This window comes from Marinobacter piscis (assembly GCF_007671655.1).
GTDB lineage: Bacteria > Pseudomonadota > Gammaproteobacteria > Pseudomonadales > Oleiphilaceae > Marinobacter > Marinobacter piscensis.
On record NZ_VCGX01000001.1, the window covers coordinates 544,443 to 564,771 of the forward strand.

A 20,329-nucleotide genomic window follows, 5' to 3' on the forward strand; every position below is an offset into this window, starting at 1 on the left:
CTGGCTTAATTAACGCGCCAGGCTGATGAAGAATAACCGGAGAGGTTATGGGCAATCACCATGACAGCATCGCTCTCGATTGGGTTCGGGGCGAAATACAGGACACGCTGACGCAGGGCCAGCATGCGCTGGAGGCGTATGTCGAGAACCGTGATGACAAGGCGCGCCTGCGTTTTTGCCTGAACCAGCTCCATCAGGTGCATGGCACCTTGCAGATGGTTGAGCTATACGGGGCAGCGCTTCTGAGCGAAGAAATGGAAAAGCTCACCCTGGCGCTTCTGGACGACAGTGTTGCCAGCGAGGATGAGGCTGTCAGCGTCCTGATGGAGGCGATCCTGCAGCTCCCCCAGTACCTGGAGCACCTGGTCAGCAGCCAGGATGACTTCCCCATGGTCCTGCTGCCGCTTCTGAACGACCTCCGGGCCGCCCGCGGCGATACCCTGCTCTCCGACACATCCCTGTTCAAGCCAGACCTGGCGCCATCACGCATACCGGTTGACAGTAATGCGTCGCGGCGCCTGCAAGACCCCAAAGTACTCAGCCATGTGCGCAAGCTTCGCCAGATGTATCAGTTTGCGCTTGCAGGTATTATTCGCGAAGAAAACCTGGACACCCAGTTTACATACCTGCAAAAAGTGATTCACAGACTGGTCCGCCTGAGCCAGAACACCTCGCGCGGAGAACTCTGGAAAACCGCGGCTGCCTTTGTGGAAACGCTTCAGGCCGGCGCCAACCCGGTTAACGCAGCGGTAAAATCCCTGCTGCGCGAGCTCGACGGCGAAATCCGCCGGCTTATTGAGGAGCATGGAGACATTCTTGAGCAGCCAGCGCCCGAGGCCCTGCTCAAGCATCTCCTCTATTACGTCGCCAGAGCCAGGGGCCTTGATTCCGAGAAACTGCGGGATTTACGCACCCGCTATCAACTGGAAGGCGCATTGCCATCCGACGCCGATGTCGACGCCGTCCGCAATCGCGTCTCCGGCCCCGGCCGGGAAGCAATCCAGTCTGTCGTCAGCGCATTGAACGAGGAACTGGCCAAGCTGAAGGATCAGCTGGACCTGTTTGTCCGGTCTGATCTGCGCCAGAACAGCGAACTGGAAAGCCTGATTCCCGGTATGGTGCAGCTGGGTAACACCCTTGCTGTGCTGGGCCTGGGGGTTCCACGCAAAGTCATTACCGAGCAAGTCGGACTGATCGAAAAGCTCAGCGCCCAGAATGACCTGATTGATGATGCCACCCTGATGGGGATTGCAGGGGCGCTGCTTTATGTTGAAGCCAGCCTTGCCGACCTGGAAAACAACCCGCCTTCAGAAAAAACCGAAAGCAATCGCGATAGCCTGCCTTTAAATCAGGGGTCGCGGGAACTCGGAGAAGCCAATAAAGCCCTGCTGAGAGAGTCCCGCTATACGCTTGAGCAGGTGAAATCTGCTGTTATAAATTTTATTGCATCGCAATGGGACCGGCGTGAAATCGAGCATGTTCCGGGGCTGCTGCACAGCATTCAGGGCGGTCTCAAACTGATACCCCTGGAGCGGGTCGCCAGCATGCTCGCTTCTGCAGAACACTACACCGCGGATGTGCTGCTCAGTCATCAGCACGTACCCGACTGGAAACAGCTGGATACCTTTGCCGACGCCATAACCAGCATCGAGTACTACCTGGAGCGACTGGCAGAAGGCATCAGCGACAACGAGGGCATTCTCAGGATTGCAGAAAGCAGCCTGGCAAGACTCGGCTTCCCGGCGGGTGAGGAACCCACCCTCTGGACGGAGCCCGCGGACGACTCTGTCCCGGTTATCGAACCGATGAGTACGGAAGAGCCAGCGCCAGACCCCTCGAATGCAGAGCTTGTGGACGACGAGATTCTCGGCATTTTTGCCGAAGAAGCCGAAGAAGTCCTGCAAACCATTCACGAGTTCTACCCTCGCTTACGTCAGGATCACAACGACCGTGACTCACTGACCGAAGTCCGGCGTGCATTCCACACCCTCAAAGGCAGTGGCCGTCTGGTTGGGGCCACCAGTATTGCCGAACTGGCCTGGTCTGTGGAAAACCTGCTGAACCGGGTGCTTGATCAAAGCGTGAAGGTCAATGACGACCTCCTCGCCCTGCTTGATGAAGTCATTGACCGCATCCCATCCCTGATTCACGAATTCCGTGATGGCCATACCGCCGGCGATGTGGCGCAGTTGATTGAGCGGGCGGAGGCCATGGCCACAACCCGTCGCAGCCAGCATGAACCGGCTCCGGTTATGGATGCCCCTGCCGCCACGCCCCCGGAAGCAACCGCTGACAGCGAGCAACCGGATGATCTGATTGACGATGAAATTCTTGAGATTTTCGTCGAAGAAGCCGGCGAGGTTCTGGATACCATTCGCGAATATCTGCCGATGCTGCTACGTCAGCATGATGATCGCAGCGCGCTTTCCGAGGTTCGCCGTGCCTTCCATACACTTAAGGGCAGCGGCCGCATGGTTGGTGCACAGGTCGTCGGGGAACTGGCCTGGTCTGTGGAAAACCTGCTGAACCGTGTGCTTGACGGCAGCATTTTCATCAACGATGACATTGTCGGTCTGCTGGAGGAGTCTGCCGGAGTGTTACCGGCACTGGTCCATGATTTTGAAAGCCAGCAAGCACCTTCGATTGACGTATCAGAACTGGAGACCCGTGCCCATGCGCTGGCCAAAGGCGCAATGCCCGGCACCGGCCCGATGCCACCAGCCGAGTCTGATGGCCCTTCTGAACCGGTACACCCGGAACTGTCCGATGTTGAGTTTGATGCAAAAGACGACGGGGTAGACCAGGTACTGCTGGATATCTTCGAGAACGAAGCCGATACGCACCTGCAAACGATCCGGGCGTTTCTGGCGCATGCAGAAGACAAGGCCAGTGTTCCTTACACAGACGACCTGTCAAGGGCTCTTCATACCCTCAAAGGCAGCGCCCACACAGCCGGGATCGCGCCGGTTGCTGCCATCATTGCGCCGCTGGAAAGGTTCATCAAGGACTCCCGCGCCCAGAATCTGCGCGCCGACCAGGAAGTGTTATCGCTCATTGAAACGGCCTGCAGCTTCCTGTCCCAGGGGCTTGCGCAGATTCGCCAGGAGCCCCAGGCGCCACTACCGGGCACAGAGGCTTTTCTGGATAAGCTGGAATTTCTTACCAGAGACCGGCTCCACACCTACAGTACAAGCACCGACAGTAAGGGCCAGCAGCCGGCTCCGCCGCAGCTCGTCCGGTTCTTCCAGAGCGAAGGTCTGGATGTCATTCTGGAGGCCGACCTCATGCTGGCGCAGTGGGCCAGGAGCCCGCAACAGCCGCCGCCTCTGCAGCACCTGATCACGGCACTGGCAACACTGACTCACGCCGCAGCCGATGCCGGACTTGCCAATGTCGCCGCGCTTTCAGAAGCCTTACAGGAGGCGATTGCTGCCGCCTCTGCCAGCCCCGAAAAAGCGGATGACCGGTATTTTGCCGTTCTTGGCAAGGCTCACGAACACCTGATCAACATGATGGACGAAGTGGCCGCCGGGCTGACAACCGAGTCCGCCGATGCGCTGATTGCAGAGGTTGAAGCCCTCACGCAATCTCACACCCCACAGGCCGATCCGGAGCTCACAGGCATCTTCCTTGAAGAAGCCTATGACCTTATCAATTCGACCGGCAGCGCGTTACATCTCTGGAGCGAAACCCCCTCTGACCGCTCCATAGCCGCAGGTCTTCAGCGTGATGTGCACACCCTTAAAGGTGGAGCACGCATGGCCGGGGCCGATGCCATCGCGGATCTGACTCACGTACTCGAGGATCTGTTCGAGAAGGTGGCCCAGGGCCAGCTAACGGCTGGCCCGGAAATGAACGACCTGTTGTTTGCCTGCCACGACCGGCTGGCACAAATGGTTGAACAGGTTGCCACTCAGAAGCCCTGCCCTTCCGCCGATGACCTGATTGCCCGGGTTGAATCTGTGCTGAGCGGTGACGCCACGCCCGAGGTAACAGAGCCAGAGGAAGATTACGACTCACTCACCCGACTCTTTCTGGATGAAGGCCGCGAAATTCATGCAGCCATCGCTGAGTGCCTTCACCAATGGCGGGACGACCCACAAGCAATGGAAGGTGTCTCTCAGCTACAGCAGGAACTGCACACTCTGAAGGGTGGCGCCCGGCTGGCTGATGCTGATCCCATTGCCAGCCTGGCTGAAGCCTGGACAGAAGCACTGGATGCACTGTTAGCAGACCCGCGTAACCAGAAATTGTTACTGACCCTGAGCCGCCGCGGTCTTGATAACCTGCAAACCATGCTCAATGAGCAGGAACAGGGTGAAGAACCGGTTGTCGATACAGAGTTGCTGGCATCATTGCACAACGCCTCGGCCCCGGGCACCGACAGTCAGATGCCTGCGTCTGCAGCTCCGGCCCAGTCAGAGCCGGAAGCGATAGATCAGGAAATTCTGGAGATCTTCCTCGAAGAAGCCGGCGACATCATGGACCAGCTGGAACAGCTGCTGGCTGACTGGCGCAAGGACCCGGCCAGTACCCACTTCAATCAGGAAGCACAGCGCACCCTGCATACACTCAAAGGTGGTGCCCGGTTAACTCAGCTGACCGAGCTGGGCGATAAAGCCCATGCCCTGGAAACGCGCCTGACGGATCTCGACAATCAAGCGCCCGACGAACAGCAATGGCAAGCCATTACGGAAGCCCATGATCAGATCATCGCTCTGGTTGCGGACGCGCATAAGCTCTGTGAGCCGGCCAGCGCTGAGCCGGAGCCGGCAGACGAGGCACTGCCTGCGGCAGAACAGCCGTCGCAAGCCGGGCCGACGGCTCCGGCACCGCCTGCCCGGGCAAAAGCCCGCAACCGGACTGCACAGATGCAGCGCTCCGCCCAGGAAACCCTTCGGGTATCCGCTCCCCTTCTGGATGAGCTGGTGAACCTGGCGGGTGAAACCAGTATCACCCGGGGTCGGCTGGAACAGCAAAGCAGTGATTTCAGCAACACCCTGGATGAGATGGCCGTAACCATTGAGCGTCTCCGGGAGCAACTGCGCCGAATGGACATTGAAACCGAGGCGCAGATTCTCTTCAGAGCAGAAAAAGAGCATGGCCCGGACTACGGTGACGACTTCGACCCCCTGGAAATGGACCGTTACTCATCCATTCAACAGTTATCACGGGCCCTGACCGAATCATCTTCCGACCTTGCAGATCTGCGTGAAACACTGTCTGACCGGGTAAGGGATACAGAAACTCTGCTCGTGCAGCAATCCCGGATCAACACGGAGCTCCAGGAAGGTCTGATGAAGACCCGGATGATTCCGTTTACTTCCATGGTGCCGCGCCTGCGCCGGATTGTCCGGCAGATCAGCAGTGAACTGGGCAAGCATGTTGAGTTTGATGTGCGCAACGCAGAAGGCGAAATGGACCGCAGTATTCTCGAGCGCATGATTGCACCGCTCGAACACATGTTGCGTAACGCCATTGATCACGGCATCGAGCCCCCGGCAGATCGTCGGGCAAGCGGTAAAGCGGAGTCCGGGAAAGTCACCCTGTCCCTGGCCCGGGAAGGCGGGGATATTGTCCTGCGTATGACCGACGACGGTGCCGGTATCGCTTCTTCAGAGATTCGCGACAAGGCTGTCCAGCAAGGGCTGATGGGTGAAGATGAGGAGCTTTCCGAGCGGGAAATCCTGCAATTTATTGTGCATCCCGGGTTTTCCACCGCCCGACAGGTAACCCAGGTGTCTGGTCGGGGCGTGGGTATGGATGTGGTCGCCAGTGAAATAAAACAGCTGGGCGGCAGTCTGAACATTGACTCGAAAACCGGACAAGGCACTGTGTTTACGGTGCGCCTGCCGTTCACAGTGTCGGTGAATCGTGCGCTGATGGTTTCCACAGGCGAAGATTTTTATGCCATTCCGCTGGACACCATCGAGGGTATTGTCCGGGTCAGCACCTACGAGCTGGAAGAATATTACAAACCAGGTGCACCCATGTATGAGTACGCCGGGCAGGAATACCGCCTGCAGTATCTGGGCAGCCTTTTGAACAGTGACTACCATCCCAAGCTTCAGGGACAGGCACTGCCGCTGCCGGTAATTCTGGTTCGCGGTGCCGAGCAGCCTATGGCGCTGCAGGTAGACCACCTGATGGGCAGCCGGGAAATCGTCGTAAAATCTCTGGGGCCACAGTTCAGTACCGTCCGCGGTGTGTCCGGCGCCACCATTCTGGGGGATGGCAACGTGGTTGTTATTCTCGATCTGCCAGCCCTGATCCGCTCCGATATCCTGTCGGAACGTCAGCGTCTGGCCGACCTGGAAAAGGCACGGGAGTCTGCCCGCAGGGACACACAGGCACCTCTTGTAATGGTGGTAGACGATTCGGTGACTGTGCGCAAGGTGACCTCTCGCCTTCTGGAACGCAACGGAATGGAGGTTCTTACTGCAAAAGACGGACTCGATGCGGTTGCGCAACTACAGGATCACAAACCCGACATTATGCTGCTGGATATCGAAATGCCACGCATGGATGGGTTTGAGGTGGCCGGGTTCGTGCGGCACGATGACAACCTGCATGAAATGCCAATCTGCATGATTACCTCAAGGACCGGTGAAAAGCACCGCGAGCGGGCATTGGCCGTCGGCGTAAATGAGTACCTGGGCAAACCCTTCCAGGAAACCGAGTTGCTGACGACCATCGAACGACTGACCGGTAAGCAGTTATGACTCTCCAGAGGAAATAAGCAATGAGTGACAACGGCCAGACCCTCTCCTGCGTGTTGGTTCCGGTTGCCGGACGCCAGCTTTTACTTCCCAACGTCTCCATTGCAGAAGTGGTTGACTACGCCTGCCAGGAACCCGGCCCCGACACACCCGACTGGCTGGCGGGGCGTCTGGACTGGCGCGGACAGAACTTACCGGTTATTTCCTACGATGTGGCCAACGGCGGATATCTGCAAGTGCCGGGAGAAAGCCGCGGCCGCATTGTTGTACTGAACAGCATCAGTGGCAGCAATAAACAGCTACGCTTTCTGGCGTTGATGACTCAGGGCATCCCAAGTCAGATCCGGGTTACCCGCGGGCAGATCCGGCAACTGGATGCAGAAACCGGACCTGCCGATCTTATGCAGGTCGATACGGACGGAGAGACCGCCTGGATTCCCAACCTTGAATACCTGGAGTCTCTGGCCAGCCAGTCGCTCACCTGAATCAGGCCCTGGGAGCCACCTGCCCATAGCGGATAACTCCCTGCGAATGTTATAATGTTTCAAATATCGCAGGATCCGCACCATGTCCACCCGCGCACTACCCTATCGCCCTCATAATCATGACGCCTGTGTTCAGCAGGCCCTGGCCTCGGCACGGGCCATCTGCCAGCAACACAAAGCGCGTCTGACCCCGACCCGCGAACGGGTTCTGGAGCTGATCTGGCAGTCCCACAAGCCCCTCGGCGCCTACGATGTACTTGCCGAGCTCACCTCTGAAGGCCACAGTGCCGCACCTCCCACGGTTTACCGGGCCCTGGATTTTCTGCAACAGTACGGGCTGGTGCACCGGATAGCTTCACTTAATGCCTTCACCGGCTGTACCTATGCCGGCGAGCAACATACCGGCATGTTTCTCATCTGCCGGGCCTGTGGCAACGTGCTGGAGCTTCGGGGCATAGAAGTATCCACTGCGATACACAACGCCGCTGGCACAGAGGCGTTTCACCCGGAAACCATCACGCTGGAGGTGTCAGGTCTGTGCCCCGGCTGCAAGACGGAAGCACCGCATGAATAATCCGCTGGTTACCATCGATAATCTGACCGTCCGGTTTGATGATCGCCTTGTTGTTGACCGGGTCAATCTGTCCCTGCACCGTGGCGATATCATTACCATAATTGGCCCCAACGGCGCGGGCAAAACCACCCTGATCAAAGCCGTCCTGGGCATTCAGCCTGCAACCAGCGGCCGCATTGAGCGTACCAAAGGCCTGATTACCGGCTATGTGCCACAGCACCTGCGACTGGAATCCACTCTGCCCCTGAGTGTCAGGCGCTTCATGCTACTCAGTGGTCAGCCACTGCAGGCCTGTGAGGCTGCTCTGGCCAGAACCAGCGTTGACCACCTGCTGGACGCATCTGTACACCACCTCTCCGGTGGCGAACAACAACGCGTGCTGCTGGCCCGGGCGCTGGTGCGCAAGCCGGATCTTCTGGTACTGGATGAACCTGCCCAGGGCGTTGATATCAACGGTCAGGCTGCACTTTATGAACTGATCCGCCAGCTTCGGGATGAGTTTAACTGTGGGGTCATCATGATTTCCCATGATTTACATCTGGTCATGGCGGCAACCGATAAGGTTATCTGCCTGAACCAGCATGTCTGTTGCAGCGGCTACCCGGCCGATATATCCCACGACCCGGCCTTTATTGAAACTTTTGGCCAGTCTGTGGCGGAATCCCTGGCGGTTTATCACCATCACCACAATCACAATCATGACCTGAGTGGCAACGTGGTCACCCAAAACCACGCCAGTCCGGCTCTGGAAGGAACGCCCCGGGGGTGCCAGCATGACCATCATTGATACGATCCTGAATGACTTTTTCTGGCGCGCTCTGGCAGGCGGTCTGGGCGTCGCACTCATCGCCGGACCGCTGGGGTGTTTTGTGGTGTGGCGAAGAATGGCCTACTTTGGCGATACCCTGGCGCACTCAGCGCTGCTGGGCATTGCCCTGAGTTTCCTGATCAGCGTGCCCCTGAACCTGGGCGTGGTTATCACCAGCGTGTTTCTGGCCACCGCCCTGATGTTGTTTTCCCGCAACAAAACACTCGCGACCGACACCCTGCTGGGCATACTTGCCCATAGCGCCCTGGCCATTGGCCTGGTGGCACTCAGCTTTATGCCCGAAGTCCGGATTGATCTGACCGGTCTGCTGTTCGGTGACCTTCTGGCAATGAACCGTAATGACCTGCTCTGGATATACGGTGGCGCGGTCCTGATTCTTGCACTGCTGATCATGTTCTGGCGTGGCTTGCTGATGAGCACGATTCATGAGGAACTGGCACGGGTGGAAGGAGTGCCGGTTGAGCGGCTGCGACTACTGCTGATGCTGATGTTTGCACTGGTCATTGCCGTAGCCATGAAAATGGTGGGGGTACTACTGATCACGGCCATGCTGATCATTCCGGCAGCCACGGCGCGCCGACTGGCCCGTACTCCGGAACAAATGGCAGCACTGGCGATCGTGTTCGGCTTTATTGGTGTAACGGGGGGCCTGAGCATGTCCTGGCACCTGGACACTCCCGCCGGTCCCTCTGTCGTGGTGACGGCCTTCGCGACTTTTCTGTTTGTCTATGCCACAGCCGGGCGGCTCTGGGCACGCACCGGCTGACCTTCTGGCTCACAATGGCTCTACCACATCCGGAAGACGACCGGTTTCCAGCAACTCCAGAAACTCGTCGCCCATCCGGTCGCTTTCGGCGATGGCCTGTCGCCATATGCGCTCCCGGGTGCGATCATTTCCGGCGTAGGTTTCAAAATCCTTCCGGTCCGGGAGCCGGCCGCCAGGCAGATGCTCCAGGTAGTCGCTCGACGGTGCAATCAGCAACACATCCTGAAGCCGCGTGGCATCGCCGCGGCGCCAGGGCAGGGTTTTGTCAAACCAGCCAGGTACGATGCGATCGGTAAAATGTGGATACAGCACAACACCGGGTTGCTCATACGGAAGGTCAAGGTGGTAATCCAGCATCCCCCCGTCGCGGTAGATGCCACCCGGCGCGCCCGGAATATCCCGGACACCGGACATAACCAGCGGTATTGATGCGGATGCCAGGAGTGCCTGAAACAGGTTGTCTGCGCTCAAAGGCACCTGATGACTGGGGAAATCGGTCAGTGGCGACAATGGGGCTTCCAGCCTGGGGTCGTGAAGAATGCCCCGTTCCAGAAAACGGCCCAGATGACGACGGCCAACCAGGTTGGCGCTTATGGCCCCCATCAGACCAAAGCCCAGGCGGCCTTTAGTATCCGGTTCGAGTAACCCCAGACTGCGGACCACCATCACGTTGAGGCGGTACCATGGGTGCCCGAGGATATATTCCTCGCGCCCGCCGATCAGTTCCTGCAAAAACAACGTGCTCTGACGGGTTACCTCGGCCGCAGTGACGCCTTTGGAAAAACGTTGTGCAGTGTAGAGTTCGGCCAGGCGGCTGAGTTGTTCCCGGGGATTGTCAGACGATGCAATGGCCGCAAACCGCCAGCTTCCGATGGAAGAACCGATCAGTGATCGTTCCTGTTCAATCCGGGGCAGCCAGTCTGCAAAAATGGCTTTATCCAGGCCGCTGAGACCCAGGGCCTTGGGGCCGCCGGCTGCCCCCGGAATAACGTGTACATCATCCGGCGTCAGCGGCTTTTCCTGTAAACGCTTCAGGGTTCGGCGCCCGGCACGGATGGTCAGAGCAGGTGCTCGGGTATGGATGGCGGTCATATCAGGTTTCCCGTCCGCATTCTTTAAAAATGAAACATCGCTGCAAATACCCCGCGGATTCTAACGAAGTGGTTATCGGGCGCCAACCAGATCTTTTACGGATGCAAACCGGTAAACCGTAGAGATACACAGCAAATTCGCTTAAGCTTTGAGCCTTACCAAATCCAGTCCCCCTTAAGAGAACCGGAAAAGTTATGAGCAAAACCCTTGACGACCTTGCAGGCCACTACAGCGCCATCATCAACGGGCTGGGAGAAGACACCAGTCGTGCAGGTCTGGAGGACACCCCCATGCGTGCCGCCAAAGCCATGCAGTTTCTTACGCAGGGCTATCAGCAGGACCTTGGCGATCTTGTTAATAATGCGGTGTTCGAGTCTGCAATGGACGAAATGGTCGTGGTACAGGATATCGAGCTTTACAGTATGTGTGAGCACCACGTATTACCATTTATTGGTAAATGCCACATTGCCTATTTGCCCCAGGGGCATGTTCTGGGCCTGTCCAAGTTTGCACGTATTGTGGACATGTACGCTCGCCGACTGCAGATTCAGGAAAACCTGACCCGTCAGATTGCCGAAGCCGTAGAGAGCGTAACCAACGCCAAGGGTGTGGCTGTGGTGATTGAAGCTCAGCACATGTGCATGATGATGCGCGGCGTGGAAAAGCAGAACTCGAAAATGAAAACCTCCATGATGCTGGGACAATTCCGGAAATCCCAGGCAACCCGCTCTGAGTTTCTGAACCTGATCAGCAATAACCGCTGAACGCTTTAACCGGAGGGAGCTACCATGACAACGATTTCCTGTAGTCATCAGGCCAGAGTAGACATCAAAGACTTACGGCTGCGTGCCTACGTTGGCATCAAGGACGAAGAGATCAACAACCAGCAGGATATAATCATCAACGTCTGCCTGACTTATGATGCCGGTGAAGCCATCAGGCAGAATGAAATTTCCGCCGCCCTCAATTACCGCACCATCACCAAACAGATCATCGGCCACGTTGATGGCAACCGTTTTGCTCTTCTTGAGCGTCTGACCCATGAAGTGCTCAGCCTTGTGATGGAACACAGTGCTGTTCAGTGGGCACAGGTGGAAATTGATAAGCCCCACGCGCTACGGTATGCAGGGTCTGTGTCTGTTTGCCTTGAGGCGCACCGCTAATCCAACACAGGTGATCAATACAATGCCAAGCAACCAACCCGAACAAATGCACGCCATTCTCGAACGTGTTCGCACCATTGCACTGGTCGGCGCAAGCGAGAAAACCAACCGTCCCTCCCATGAGGTTATGGAATTCATGCAGAAGCAGGGATACCGGATGATTCCTGTTAATCCCCGCCTCGCCGGCCAGAAAGTGCTGGGTGAGACAGTTTACGCTGACATTGCGTCTGTACCGGAACCCATAGATATGGTTGAAGTGTTCCTGGCACCCGAGCGTACGGATGCGGTGATTGATCAGGCTATTGACCTGAAAGTTCCGGTCATCTGGCTGCAAATCGGGGTGATCAATGACGCTGGTGCAGCCCGGGCCGAGGCTGCCGGGCTGACCGTTGTTATGGACCGTTGCCCGAAACAGGAAATTCCATACATGAATAGCCCGACAAACAATCCGGGGGCCTGAACCACCAGGTAAGACTATTATGGCCACGAACTACTTGACTCAGGAGCAGGACCGCCGGCTTCGCCGCTGGGAACGCTGGAACCGCAACTATTTTATTTTTGCATTCGTGGCCCTGGTGATTGTGCTGGTATTCAGTAGCCAGCTCGGGCTTTCCAGTGGTGACAGCTGGGGCCCCCTGGGTGTTCTGATCGCGGCTTTGATTACGCCGATCATTATTCTGCAGCTGCGCCTGGCCTGCCCGGCCTGTGGCGAAAAGATTGGCTGGCAGGCCAAGCTGATGGCCCCTGACCAGTGCAAAAGCTGCGGTACCTTCCTGCGAGCAAAAAACGCTTCTTCCTGAAACCTTTGACCTGTGAGTAGGTCACAGGTTTTAAGCTATCCTTAAATTACGAACACTCCCTGCTACCAAACTTGTGTAGTAGGTCGCATGGTTACGGGGGTGTGTCCGAAAATCGCTGTGAATACGTCCATGTACGCTTGCCCTTCGCCTTCCATGGCGAAGAGCATTTTCGGACACACCCCCCGTAACCACGCTCTCAAACAACTGGTGAGGGCTGCTGGGTATGAAAGTTAAAGAGCTTGCTACGGCTGCCGGGGTTAATCCGGACACTGTCCGGTTTTATACACGGGAAGGATTGCTAAACCCCACCCGCAACCCGGAGAACAACTATCAGCATTACGATACTGAGGATCTCCGGCGTCTGCGTTTTGCCCGTAAGGCACGGCAGCTGGGGTTTTCGTTACCCGAGGTCCGGCAGATTCTGGATCAGGCGGATGATCATCATTCGCCCTGCCCTATGGTGCGGGATGTATTTCAGCAACGGCTGGAAGGCGTGGAGCAGGAAATTGAGGAGTTACAGCAGCTGCGCAAGCGTATGAAGTCCGCACTGGCTGCCTGGCAGGATATGCCGGACGGTACACCAGACGGGCAGACCATCTGCCGGCTGATTGAACATTGGGATGATAATTCTCCCGCAAAACAGGTTGAGGAGTAATCCATTATGAGTGAAGCGCCTGTATTACACACCAGTCTCAGCATTTCCGGCGCCACCTGCCAGGGCTGCGCGAAAAAAATTCGCAATGCTCTGGAGCCGCTGACCGGAGATACGGAGCTGGTGGAGGTTAACCTGGACGATCAGACGGTGGCGCTGCCAGAAGGTATAAACACCTCGGAAGCGGCCCGGGCTGTGACGGAAGCCGGCTATCCGGCCGAGCCGCTGAGTGAAGCCGGGACGTCTGGGAAATCAGTGGAAGCGGCTGAACAATCAACTGCGCAGACGCACGAGACAGACAGTGCGCCGGAAGAGCCACCCGCCCCACCTGAGGGCGACGACCAGGTAAACCTGGCGGTCACCGGGGCTACCTGTGCTTCTTGTGTCAACACAATTGAGAAGGCACTGAAGTCTGTGCCCGGCGTTACCCACGCCCACATGAACCTGGCGGACAACACCGCCACGGCCACGGGAGCGTCTGATGCTCAGGCTTTGATCAAGGCGGTGGAGAGCTCCGGTTACGGTGCCAGTGTGATCGAAGATGCGGACGCCGCCGATGAGCAGAAACAGGCTGAGGACAAAAAACAATACCGGACCCTGATGGTGAAAATGGCCATCAGTCTGGGTCTGGGCGTAGGCATGATGGTCTGGGGCATGGGCTTTGGCTCCATGACGGTGACCGATGCAAACCAGGGCACCTGGCTTGTTCTCGGTCTGATCACGCTGGCGGTAATGGCCGGCACCGGTGGGCACTTCTTCACCGGCGCCTGGAAAGCGTTCCGGCATCATAATGCCAATATGGACACGCTGATTGCCCTGGGTACGGGTACCGCCTGGCTGTATTCCATAACCGTGGTGAGTATTCCCGAGGCTTTGCCGGAAATGGCCCGGCATGTGTACTTTGAAGCCTCGGCCATGATCATTGCTCTGATCAACCTGGGCCAGGCACTGGAGCTGCGGGCGAAAGGCAAAACCTCCGAGGCCGTGCGCCGGTTGCTGGACCTGAGAGCGAAAACCGCACGGGTTATACGGGACGGCCACGAACAGGACATTCCGGTAGAAGATGTACGCAAGGGTGATCATATCCGCGTGCGGCCGGGTGAAAACCTGCCTGTTGATGGCCGGGTGATTGAGGGCAGCACCCGCATTGACGAAAGCATGCTGACCGGTGAGCCCATGCCGGTGACCAAAGCCGTGGATGACAACGTATCCGCCGGCACTCTCAATACCCACGGTGGTATTGTTTATGAAGCGACTCACGTGGGCAGCGAAACCGCGCTGGCACAGATTATCCATCTGGTGAAGAAAGCCCAGGGCTCCAAGCCCGCGATCGGGCGGTTGGCCGATAAAATATCGTCGGTATTCGTGCCCAGCGTTATGCTGATAGCCATTGCCTCCGCACTGGTCTGGTACAACGTCGGGCCGGAGCCTGCCGTTGTGCATATGATGGTTGCAGCTACCACGGTACTGATCATTGCCTGCCCTTGTGCCCTCGGCCTGGCCACGCCCATGTCGGTGATGGTCGGTGTTGGTAAAGCGGCGGAGTATGGGGCACTGATTCGCCAGGGCGATGCACTGCAAACCGCAGGCAAGCTGGACCTGGTGATTCTCGATAAAACCGGCACCATCACCGAAGGCCATCCGGCGGTCACCAGCGTGCACTCAGTGGAGGGTGATGAGCAGCAGTTACTGGCGCTGGCGGCCGGGCTGGAGCAACACTCTGAACACCCACTGGCCGAAGCGATTGTTAATCACGCCAAAGAGCTGAACGCAGAGCCATTGAAAGTCACTGGCTTTGAAGCTCTGAATGGCAAAGGCGTGGCCGGGCAATTCGAAGGCGAACCGGTTCGCCTGGGCAACCGTCGCTGGCTCGAGGCCGAAGGCCTGTCACTGGACGGCCTGAGCGACGCGGAACACGCCATTACCGAGCAGGCAGGCACGCCACTGTTTCTGGCCCACGGCACGAAACTGCTGGGTGTGCTGGGCGTTGCCGACGCTATCAAAGCCGATTCCGAGGCGGCCATCCAGCGCCTCCATGACGCCGGTATACGGGTGATGATGGTCACTGGTGACATCAGTGCCACCGCCCGGGCCATTTCTGCCAAGACCGGCATAGATGACTACCGCGCCGAAGTTCTCCCGGAAGACAAGGCGGACGTGGTTAACGAAATGCGCAGCAAAGGCTATACCGTCGCCATGGTGGGCGACGGTATTAACGACGCCCCGGCCCTGGCCGCTTCCGATGTCGGCTTTGCCATAGGCACAGGTACAGACGTTGCCATCGAAAGTGCCGCCATCACCCTGATGCGGGGTTCTCTGCACGGTGTACCGGATGCCATTGAGGTGTCCCGGGCCACGGTGAAAAACATCTACCAGAACCTTTTTGGCGCCTTCATATACAACACCCTGGGTATTCCCATCGCAGCGGGCCTGCTGTACCCGGTCTGGGGTATTCTGATGAGCCCGATCTTTGCCGGTGCCGCCATGTCGCTGTCCTCGGTCACTGTTGTTACCAACGCCAACCGGCTGCGCCTGTTCAAAACCAGCGGCAAACCGGCTACAACACAAAGCCCGGAAGCAAACGAGGAGAGGAACTGATGGTTGCTATACTGGTCAATATCGGTGGCCTTGCTCTGATGGCCGCCACAGTCTGGTGGTTCTGGCTTTCGTCATCGGATAACGACACGTCTGCACACGATCACAGCCACCACTGAATACGACACCAAAGAGAGAAAACCATGAAAAAATCTATGCTCGGAATGGCCCTTGTCGCCGCCCTCGGCTATGCCAGCCCTTTACTGGCCGCCGGCGCTGCCCAGAGTATCCATGTGTACAAGTCACCCACCTGCGGCTGCTGTACAGCCTGGGTCGATCACCTTGAAAACAACGGCTTTGATGTGGAAACCACTGACACCCAGAACATGAATCGCGTCAAAATCGAGGCCGGACTCACCCGCAACCTGGCCAGCTGCCACACCGCGTTTGTAGGCGATTACGTCATCGAAGGCCATGTGCCGGCAGACGATATCCACCAACTGCTGGCCGACGCTCCGCAAGCAACAGGCCTTGCAGTGCCGGGCATGCCGGTTGGCTCACCGGGTATGGAAATGGGCGATCGCAAAGACCACTACCAAGTACTCATGTTCAACAAAAAGGGCCAGACCAGGGTTTATTCAGAGCACAACTGAAAAATACTGGAAAGCCAGATCAGGACAGTCAGGTGAGGCACTGTCACAGACTGTTGGAGGCCATGGATGGCCGGAAACAAGCGTACAGGGACGTACTTGCAGCGTGTCTGTGACAGTGCCTCACCTGACTGTCCGTAAATCCCGGCTAAACAGCTCGCCCCAAAATACAATCCACGCTGGCCCCCAGACCTAACCCCTGCTAGCATCGCCGAACATTTTTTAGCCAATGGCGAGCACGAACCATGACCAAAACCTACATTCCGGGCAAAGACGAAGCCCTGGAGAACACCCTTGAAAAAATCGGGGGTGCCATACGTGCCCTTGGCTACAATATTATCGAGGCCCGCTGGCTAAACCCTGCCCCTTATATCTGGTCTGTCCATATACGTGACGAAGACTGCCCCCAGGTGTTTTCCAATGGCAAAGGGGCCAGCCGCAACGCAGCCCTGGCAAGCGCCTACGGCGAACTGATCGAACGGCTTTCAACCCGTTACCTCTTTGCCGACTTCATGCTCGACCCGGTCATGGAAGAATACGGCTACGTACACCAGCCTGATGAAAAATGGTTTGAACTGGATGAGGAGCAATGGCCGGAAGGCCTGCTGGATGATCGCTGGAAAGAACTCTATGTAAACCATCAGGATCTGGTGCCGGCACAACTGGCCGATATGAACGGCGGCGGCACCGGCAAAGGCCTCTGCGCGCTGCCCTACGTGCGCCAGAGTGATGGCGAAACCGTGTATGTTCCCATGAGCATGATTGCCAACCTGTTTGTATCCAACGGCATGAGTGCTGGCAACAATCGCGAAGAAGCGATTGTACAAAGCCTGTCGGAACTGTTTGAACGGGCCATCAAAACCCGCATCATTGCCGACGCCATTGCCCTGCCCGAAGTCCCCGCCGAGGTTCTGTCCCGCTTTCCACACATTGTCGAAGGTATCCGCGCCCTGGAAGAGGCCGGTTTCGGGATCCGCGTTCTGGATGCATCTCTGGGCGGCAAATACCCGGTTATGTGCATTGTGCTCATGCACCCGGATGGCGGGGCCTATGCCTGCTTTGGCGGCCATCCCACGTTTGAAGTGGCACTGGAACGCACGCTGACCGAGCTGGTTCAGGGCCGCGCACTGGATGAACTGGAAGGCTTCCCTCCGCCCACCACCGATATGGACATGGTCGACGAACCCCATAATCTGGAACTGCACTTTATCGACGCCAGCGGCTATGTCAGCTGGGCGTTCCTAAGTGATGAGCCGGATATAGAGTTTGCTGACTGGGACGCCAACAGCCCCTGGGCCAGTGATAACAAGACTGCCTGTACTCAGATGATGGATCTGATTCACAGCGAAGGCCACGAGATCTACATTGCAGAGCATACCGATCTGGGGGCCTTCGCCTGCCGGATTCTGATCCCGGGCTTCTCCGACATCTACCTTCCGGACGAGCTGATTCTGAATAACAACAACGCCAGCCTGCCGGTAAGACCCGTGCTCTACAACCTGCAAAATGCCGGCGAATCCGGCTGGCTGCACCTGTTGGAAACCCTCGAAGGCCACCACGTCAATGATCAGATGCGGGTGCTTGAATGGGCCGGCATTGTGGGTGACAGCAGTCGCTGGGGCCGTTTGCGGGTTGGCGAATTCAAAGTCTGGATACTGCTGGCACTGAACGACCTGGAAGGTGCTTTTGAATTACTGCCCCCGGTACTGGCGTCAGGCGACCTGAATGAGACTGATCGCCGGGAGTACGCGGCTCTGCACGCGGTTCTTGAGCTTTATCTGGCCACAGACGACATTGCCCCTTACCGTCGCAGCCTGGATTATTATCACGGCCAACAGCGGGTAGACCTGGCTCTGGACTGGATAACCGGTGAGCAGCGGTTCCCGGGCCTCGCGGCCATGCCGCCGGCTGCTCCTACAGAAGGCCACCGCAAACTTCTGGAAGGCTACCGCAAGGTACTGGAGGGTCAGAATGCAGCCCAAAACCTGGCGTAACGGGTCTGACTCACATCGCCATAACCGTTATACTCCGGTTTATCATTCATTTTCTCAGCCAGGTTAACCCATGCTCAACGCCGACGCTCTCAGCCAGTTGCGCCAGCTAAAGTCAGACATTGAGGAAAACAAAGTCGTTTTCCCCGGAACGGTGAAAGCCACAAATGGCCGCTTCGGATTCGTCGCACTGGACGAAGGACGGGATGTATTCCTGCCTCCCGAAGAAATGCAAAAAGTACTCCCGGGTGACAGAGTTCAGGTCACCGAACAGGAAGTGGACAAAGGCAAAACCCAGGGTGTGGTCGACGAGCTGATCGAAAGCCGGCTGAGTACGTTTGTCGGGCGCTACCTGGTAAAAGGCAAAGGGCATTTTGTGGTGCCCGAAACACCGGGAATCAATCGCTGGATATTCATACCGCCCAAAGAGCGCATGAATGCCCAGCCAGACGACTACCTGTACTGCTGTATCCATAAACACCCGATCAAAGACGGAAAGGGTCAGGCAAAAGTCCTGCGGGTAATTGGCAAAGCCGGTGACCCGGGCATTGAGCGTGCCCTTACACTGGCGACGTTTGACCTTTCAGATGAATGGCCGGAGCCGGTTGTGAAACAGGCTGAAAGCCTGGATGAAGCAGCCATCAAGGCACTCGAAGCCGGACGTGAAGACCGTACCGACCGGGCGTATGTCACCATCGACAGCCCGGCCACCCAGGACATGGACGACGCTTTGCTTGCCGAACCCAATGCCACCGGCTGGGCCTTATCCATCGCCATTGCCGACCCGGCCGCGGTTATTGAACCAGGCAGCGCAGCCGAGCAGGAAGCTTTCCGTCGCGCAACCGCCATCTACTTCCCGGGCGAACCCCTGCCCATGCTCCCCGACACCATCAGCACACGACTGTGCTCGCTGATACCGGACACCAATCGCCTGGTCCTGGTCTGCGATCTGCAGGTGAACAATGACGGCAGTCTGGGAGACTACAGCTTCCATCAGGCGGTGATCCGCTCCCGCGCCAAGCTCAACTACGAGTTGGTCTGTAATCTTATAGAAGGGCGCGAAGACGAAGACATCAAAGCGTTGCCGGACTCTGTTACCAACAGTCTGGATCAGCTGCATCAGGTCGCTACGGCACTGCGCAAGTGGCGCAGCGACAATGCCTTGCTCAGTGGTGACCGGCCCGAGTTCCGGTTGCGCCTGGATGAAAACCGACGCATTCGCGCCATTGAGTCTTCCGTGCAGACGGAAGCCCACCGCGTGGTGGAAGAGTGCATGGTTGCTGCTAACCGGTGCGCCGCAGATTTTCTGGCCAAACACCCTTCGGGCCTGTTTATCCAGCACCCGGGGCTTCGCGCCGACCGCATCAACAACATTAAATCCCTGCTTGAAGCCTATGCTCCGCACCTGGCGCATATTGATGCGTCAGAGCCTGAAGGCTTCAAGACACTGATGAGAGAAACCTCGGAGCTGGAAGCAGAGGTACCGGTCAAAACCATTCTCTCACGCCAGCTGGCCCGGGCAGAACTGGCGTTTACCCCGGCACCGCATCAGGGCATGGGGCTGAGCGCCTATACTACGTTCACGTCGCCGTTACGAAAGTATTCTGACCTGTACGTTCATCGGATGATCAAGGCGGCACTCTGGGATGCGCCCATGAATGCGCTGACCAACGAGCAGTTGTCAGCACTGCAAAACACCCAGATCAAAGCACGCCAGGCTGCCAACAGCCTGGAAGCCTGGCTCAAGAGCGATTTTGCAAAAACTCTGGGTGATGCGCCCATGGCTGGCATCATCAGCCGCACCGTTCCTGCCGGCTTTTTTGTACGCCTGGACAGCAACGGTCTGGAAGGCTTTGTGAGCTGCAAGGACCTCCAGGGCAAATACGGCTTTGATCCGGTTACTCTGCGTCTGCGGCATAATAAAAACGGGCGTATTTTTCAGCTGGATCAGGTGGTGAAAGTCCGCTTTGCAGGTGTGGATGAAGAGCGCCGGCAGATCAATTTCAAACTGGTGGAAGCTGAAGAAGTAACGAACAGCAACGGCGACCGCTAACGCGGACGCCGTCTACTTCC

15 protein-coding genes are annotated in these 20,329 nt (G+C 57.5%); 14 read left to right on the forward strand and 1 reads right to left on the reverse strand.

Translation table 11 applies throughout. The features are described 5' to 3' along the window. The first annotated feature begins 47 nt into the window (after nt 1-47). The 5 genes from FFI95_RS02445 (at nt 48) to znuB (ending at nt 9,373) form a co-directional block, all read left to right on the forward strand. Nucleotides 48-6,722 (forward strand): Hpt domain-containing protein, encoded by a 6,675-nt coding sequence (locus FFI95_RS02445; RefSeq protein ID WP_144820781.1) that lies wholly within the window; start codon nt 48-50, stop codon nt 6,720-6,722. Nucleotides 6,723-6,742: 20 nt separating this feature from the next. After that, on the forward strand, nt 6,743-7,204 hold the full coding sequence (locus FFI95_RS02450; protein ID WP_144820783.1) for a chemotaxis protein CheW: 462 nt from the start codon (nt 6,743-6,745) through the stop codon (nt 7,202-7,204). An 82-nt stretch (nt 7,205-7,286) separates the two neighbouring features. Beyond that, nucleotides 7,287-7,778 (forward strand): Fur family transcriptional regulator, encoded by a 492-nt coding sequence (locus FFI95_RS02455; protein WP_144820784.1) that lies wholly within the window; start codon nt 7,287-7,289, stop codon nt 7,776-7,778. Continuing rightward, on the forward strand, nt 7,771-8,565 hold the full coding sequence (gene znuC / locus FFI95_RS02460) for a zinc ABC transporter ATP-binding protein ZnuC (protein ID WP_144820786.1): 795 nt from the start codon (nt 7,771-7,773) through the stop codon (nt 8,563-8,565). The genes FFI95_RS02455 and znuC overlap by 8 nt, the downstream gene beginning before the upstream one ends. Then, entirely contained in the window at nt 8,552-9,373 is an 822-nt protein-coding gene (gene znuB, locus FFI95_RS02465) for a zinc ABC transporter permease subunit ZnuB (RefSeq protein WP_144820788.1), read from the forward strand. The genes znuC and znuB overlap by 14 nt, the downstream gene beginning before the upstream one ends. Nucleotides 9,374-9,382: 9 nt before the next feature. Here the strand turns inward: znuB and FFI95_RS02470 are convergent, their stop codons facing one another. Continuing rightward, on the reverse strand, nt 9,383-10,465 hold the full coding sequence (locus FFI95_RS02470; protein WP_144820790.1) for a patatin-like phospholipase family protein: 1,083 nt from the start codon (nt 10,463-10,465) through the stop codon (nt 9,383-9,385). A gap of 194 nt (nt 10,466-10,659) precedes the next feature. Here FFI95_RS02470 and folE point away from each other — a divergent pair, with 194 nt between their 5' ends. The 9 genes from folE to FFI95_RS02515 all read left to right on the forward strand — a co-directional run bounded on the left by folE (nt 10,660) and on the right by FFI95_RS02515 (nt 20,309). Continuing rightward, entirely contained in the window at nt 10,660-11,229 is a 570-nt protein-coding gene (gene folE, locus FFI95_RS02475) for a GTP cyclohydrolase I FolE (protein WP_144820792.1), read from the forward strand. 24 nt (nt 11,230-11,253) lie between these two features. Then, nucleotides 11,254-11,628, forward strand: a complete 375-nt coding sequence (gene folX / locus FFI95_RS02480) for a dihydroneopterin triphosphate 2'-epimerase (protein ID WP_144820794.1) — start codon at nt 11,254-11,256, stop codon at nt 11,626-11,628. A gap of 22 nt (nt 11,629-11,650) precedes the next feature. Beyond that, complete coding sequence (locus FFI95_RS02485; protein WP_144820796.1) at nt 11,651-12,088, forward strand: CoA-binding protein; 438 nt, start codon at nt 11,651-11,653, stop codon at nt 12,086-12,088. 19 nt (nt 12,089-12,107) lie between these two features. After that, a complete protein-coding gene (locus FFI95_RS02490; RefSeq protein ID WP_144820797.1) occupies nt 12,108-12,428 on the forward strand; it encodes a hypothetical protein in 321 nt (106 codons plus the stop codon). A gap of 223 nt (nt 12,429-12,651) precedes the next feature. Beyond that, the gene (locus FFI95_RS02495) at nt 12,652-13,083 is read left to right on the forward strand and encodes a MerR family transcriptional regulator (protein WP_144820799.1); all 432 of its coding nucleotides are present in this window, start codon (nt 12,652-12,654) and stop codon (nt 13,081-13,083) included. A gap of 6 nt (nt 13,084-13,089) precedes the next feature. Next, on the forward strand, nt 13,090-15,678 hold the full coding sequence (locus FFI95_RS02500) for a heavy metal translocating P-type ATPase (protein ID WP_144820801.1): 2,589 nt from the start codon (nt 13,090-13,092) through the stop codon (nt 15,676-15,678). Nucleotides 15,679-15,818: 140 nt separating this feature from the next. Then, nucleotides 15,819-16,268 carry a DUF411 domain-containing protein gene (locus FFI95_RS02505; protein WP_144820803.1) on the forward strand — a complete coding sequence of 150 codons (450 nt, stop codon included), beginning with the start codon at nt 15,819-15,821 and terminating at the stop codon, nt 16,266-16,268. 242 nt (nt 16,269-16,510) lie between these two features. After that, the gene (gene ycaO / locus FFI95_RS02510; protein ID WP_144820805.1) at nt 16,511-18,259 is read left to right on the forward strand and encodes a 30S ribosomal protein S12 methylthiotransferase accessory factor YcaO; all 1,749 of its coding nucleotides are present in this window, start codon (nt 16,511-16,513) and stop codon (nt 18,257-18,259) included. Nucleotides 18,260-18,329: 70 nt separating this feature from the next. Beyond that, nucleotides 18,330-20,309, forward strand: coding sequence for a ribonuclease R family protein (locus tag FFI95_RS02515; RefSeq protein WP_144820807.1), 1,980 nt, complete (start codon nt 18,330-18,332; stop codon nt 20,307-20,309). Nucleotides 20,310-20,329 lie beyond the last annotated feature (20 nt).

Bases quoted from the DNA above. Each gene is read 5' to 3' on its own strand.
- FFI95_RS02500 (WP_144820801.1), top strand. From the start codon at position 13,090: ATGAGTGAAGCGCCTGTATTACACACCAGTCTCAGCATTTCCGGCGCC.
- FFI95_RS02445 (WP_144820781.1), top strand. From the start codon at position 48: ATGGGCAATCACCATGACAGCATCGCTCTCGATTGGGTTCGGGGCGAA.
- folE (WP_144820792.1), top strand. From the start codon at position 10,660: ATGAGCAAAACCCTTGACGACCTTGCAGGCCACTACAGCGCCATCATC.
- FFI95_RS02490 (WP_144820797.1), top strand. From the start codon at position 12,108: ATGGCCACGAACTACTTGACTCAGGAGCAGGACCGCCGGCTTCGCCGC.
- FFI95_RS02495 (WP_144820799.1), top strand. From the start codon at position 12,652: ATGAAAGTTAAAGAGCTTGCTACGGCTGCCGGGGTTAATCCGGACACT.
- ycaO (WP_144820805.1), top strand. From the start codon at position 16,511: ATGACCAAAACCTACATTCCGGGCAAAGACGAAGCCCTGGAGAACACC.
- znuB (WP_144820788.1), top strand. From the start codon at position 8,552: ATGACCATCATTGATACGATCCTGAATGACTTTTTCTGGCGCGCTCTG.
- znuC (WP_144820786.1), top strand. From the start codon at position 7,771: ATGAATAATCCGCTGGTTACCATCGATAATCTGACCGTCCGGTTTGAT.
- FFI95_RS02505 (WP_144820803.1), top strand. From the start codon at position 15,819: ATGAAAAAATCTATGCTCGGAATGGCCCTTGTCGCCGCCCTCGGCTAT.
- folX (WP_144820794.1), top strand. From the start codon at position 11,254: ATGACAACGATTTCCTGTAGTCATCAGGCCAGAGTAGACATCAAAGAC.
- FFI95_RS02470 (WP_144820790.1), bottom strand. From the start codon at position 10,465: ATGACCGCCATCCATACCCGAGCACCTGCTCTGACCATCCGTGCCGGG.
- FFI95_RS02455 (WP_144820784.1), top strand. From the start codon at position 7,287: ATGTCCACCCGCGCACTACCCTATCGCCCTCATAATCATGACGCCTGT.
- FFI95_RS02485 (WP_144820796.1), top strand. From the start codon at position 11,651: ATGCCAAGCAACCAACCCGAACAAATGCACGCCATTCTCGAACGTGTT.
- FFI95_RS02450 (WP_144820783.1), top strand. From the start codon at position 6,743: ATGAGTGACAACGGCCAGACCCTCTCCTGCGTGTTGGTTCCGGTTGCC.
- FFI95_RS02515 (WP_144820807.1), top strand. From the start codon at position 18,330: ATGCTCAACGCCGACGCTCTCAGCCAGTTGCGCCAGCTAAAGTCAGAC.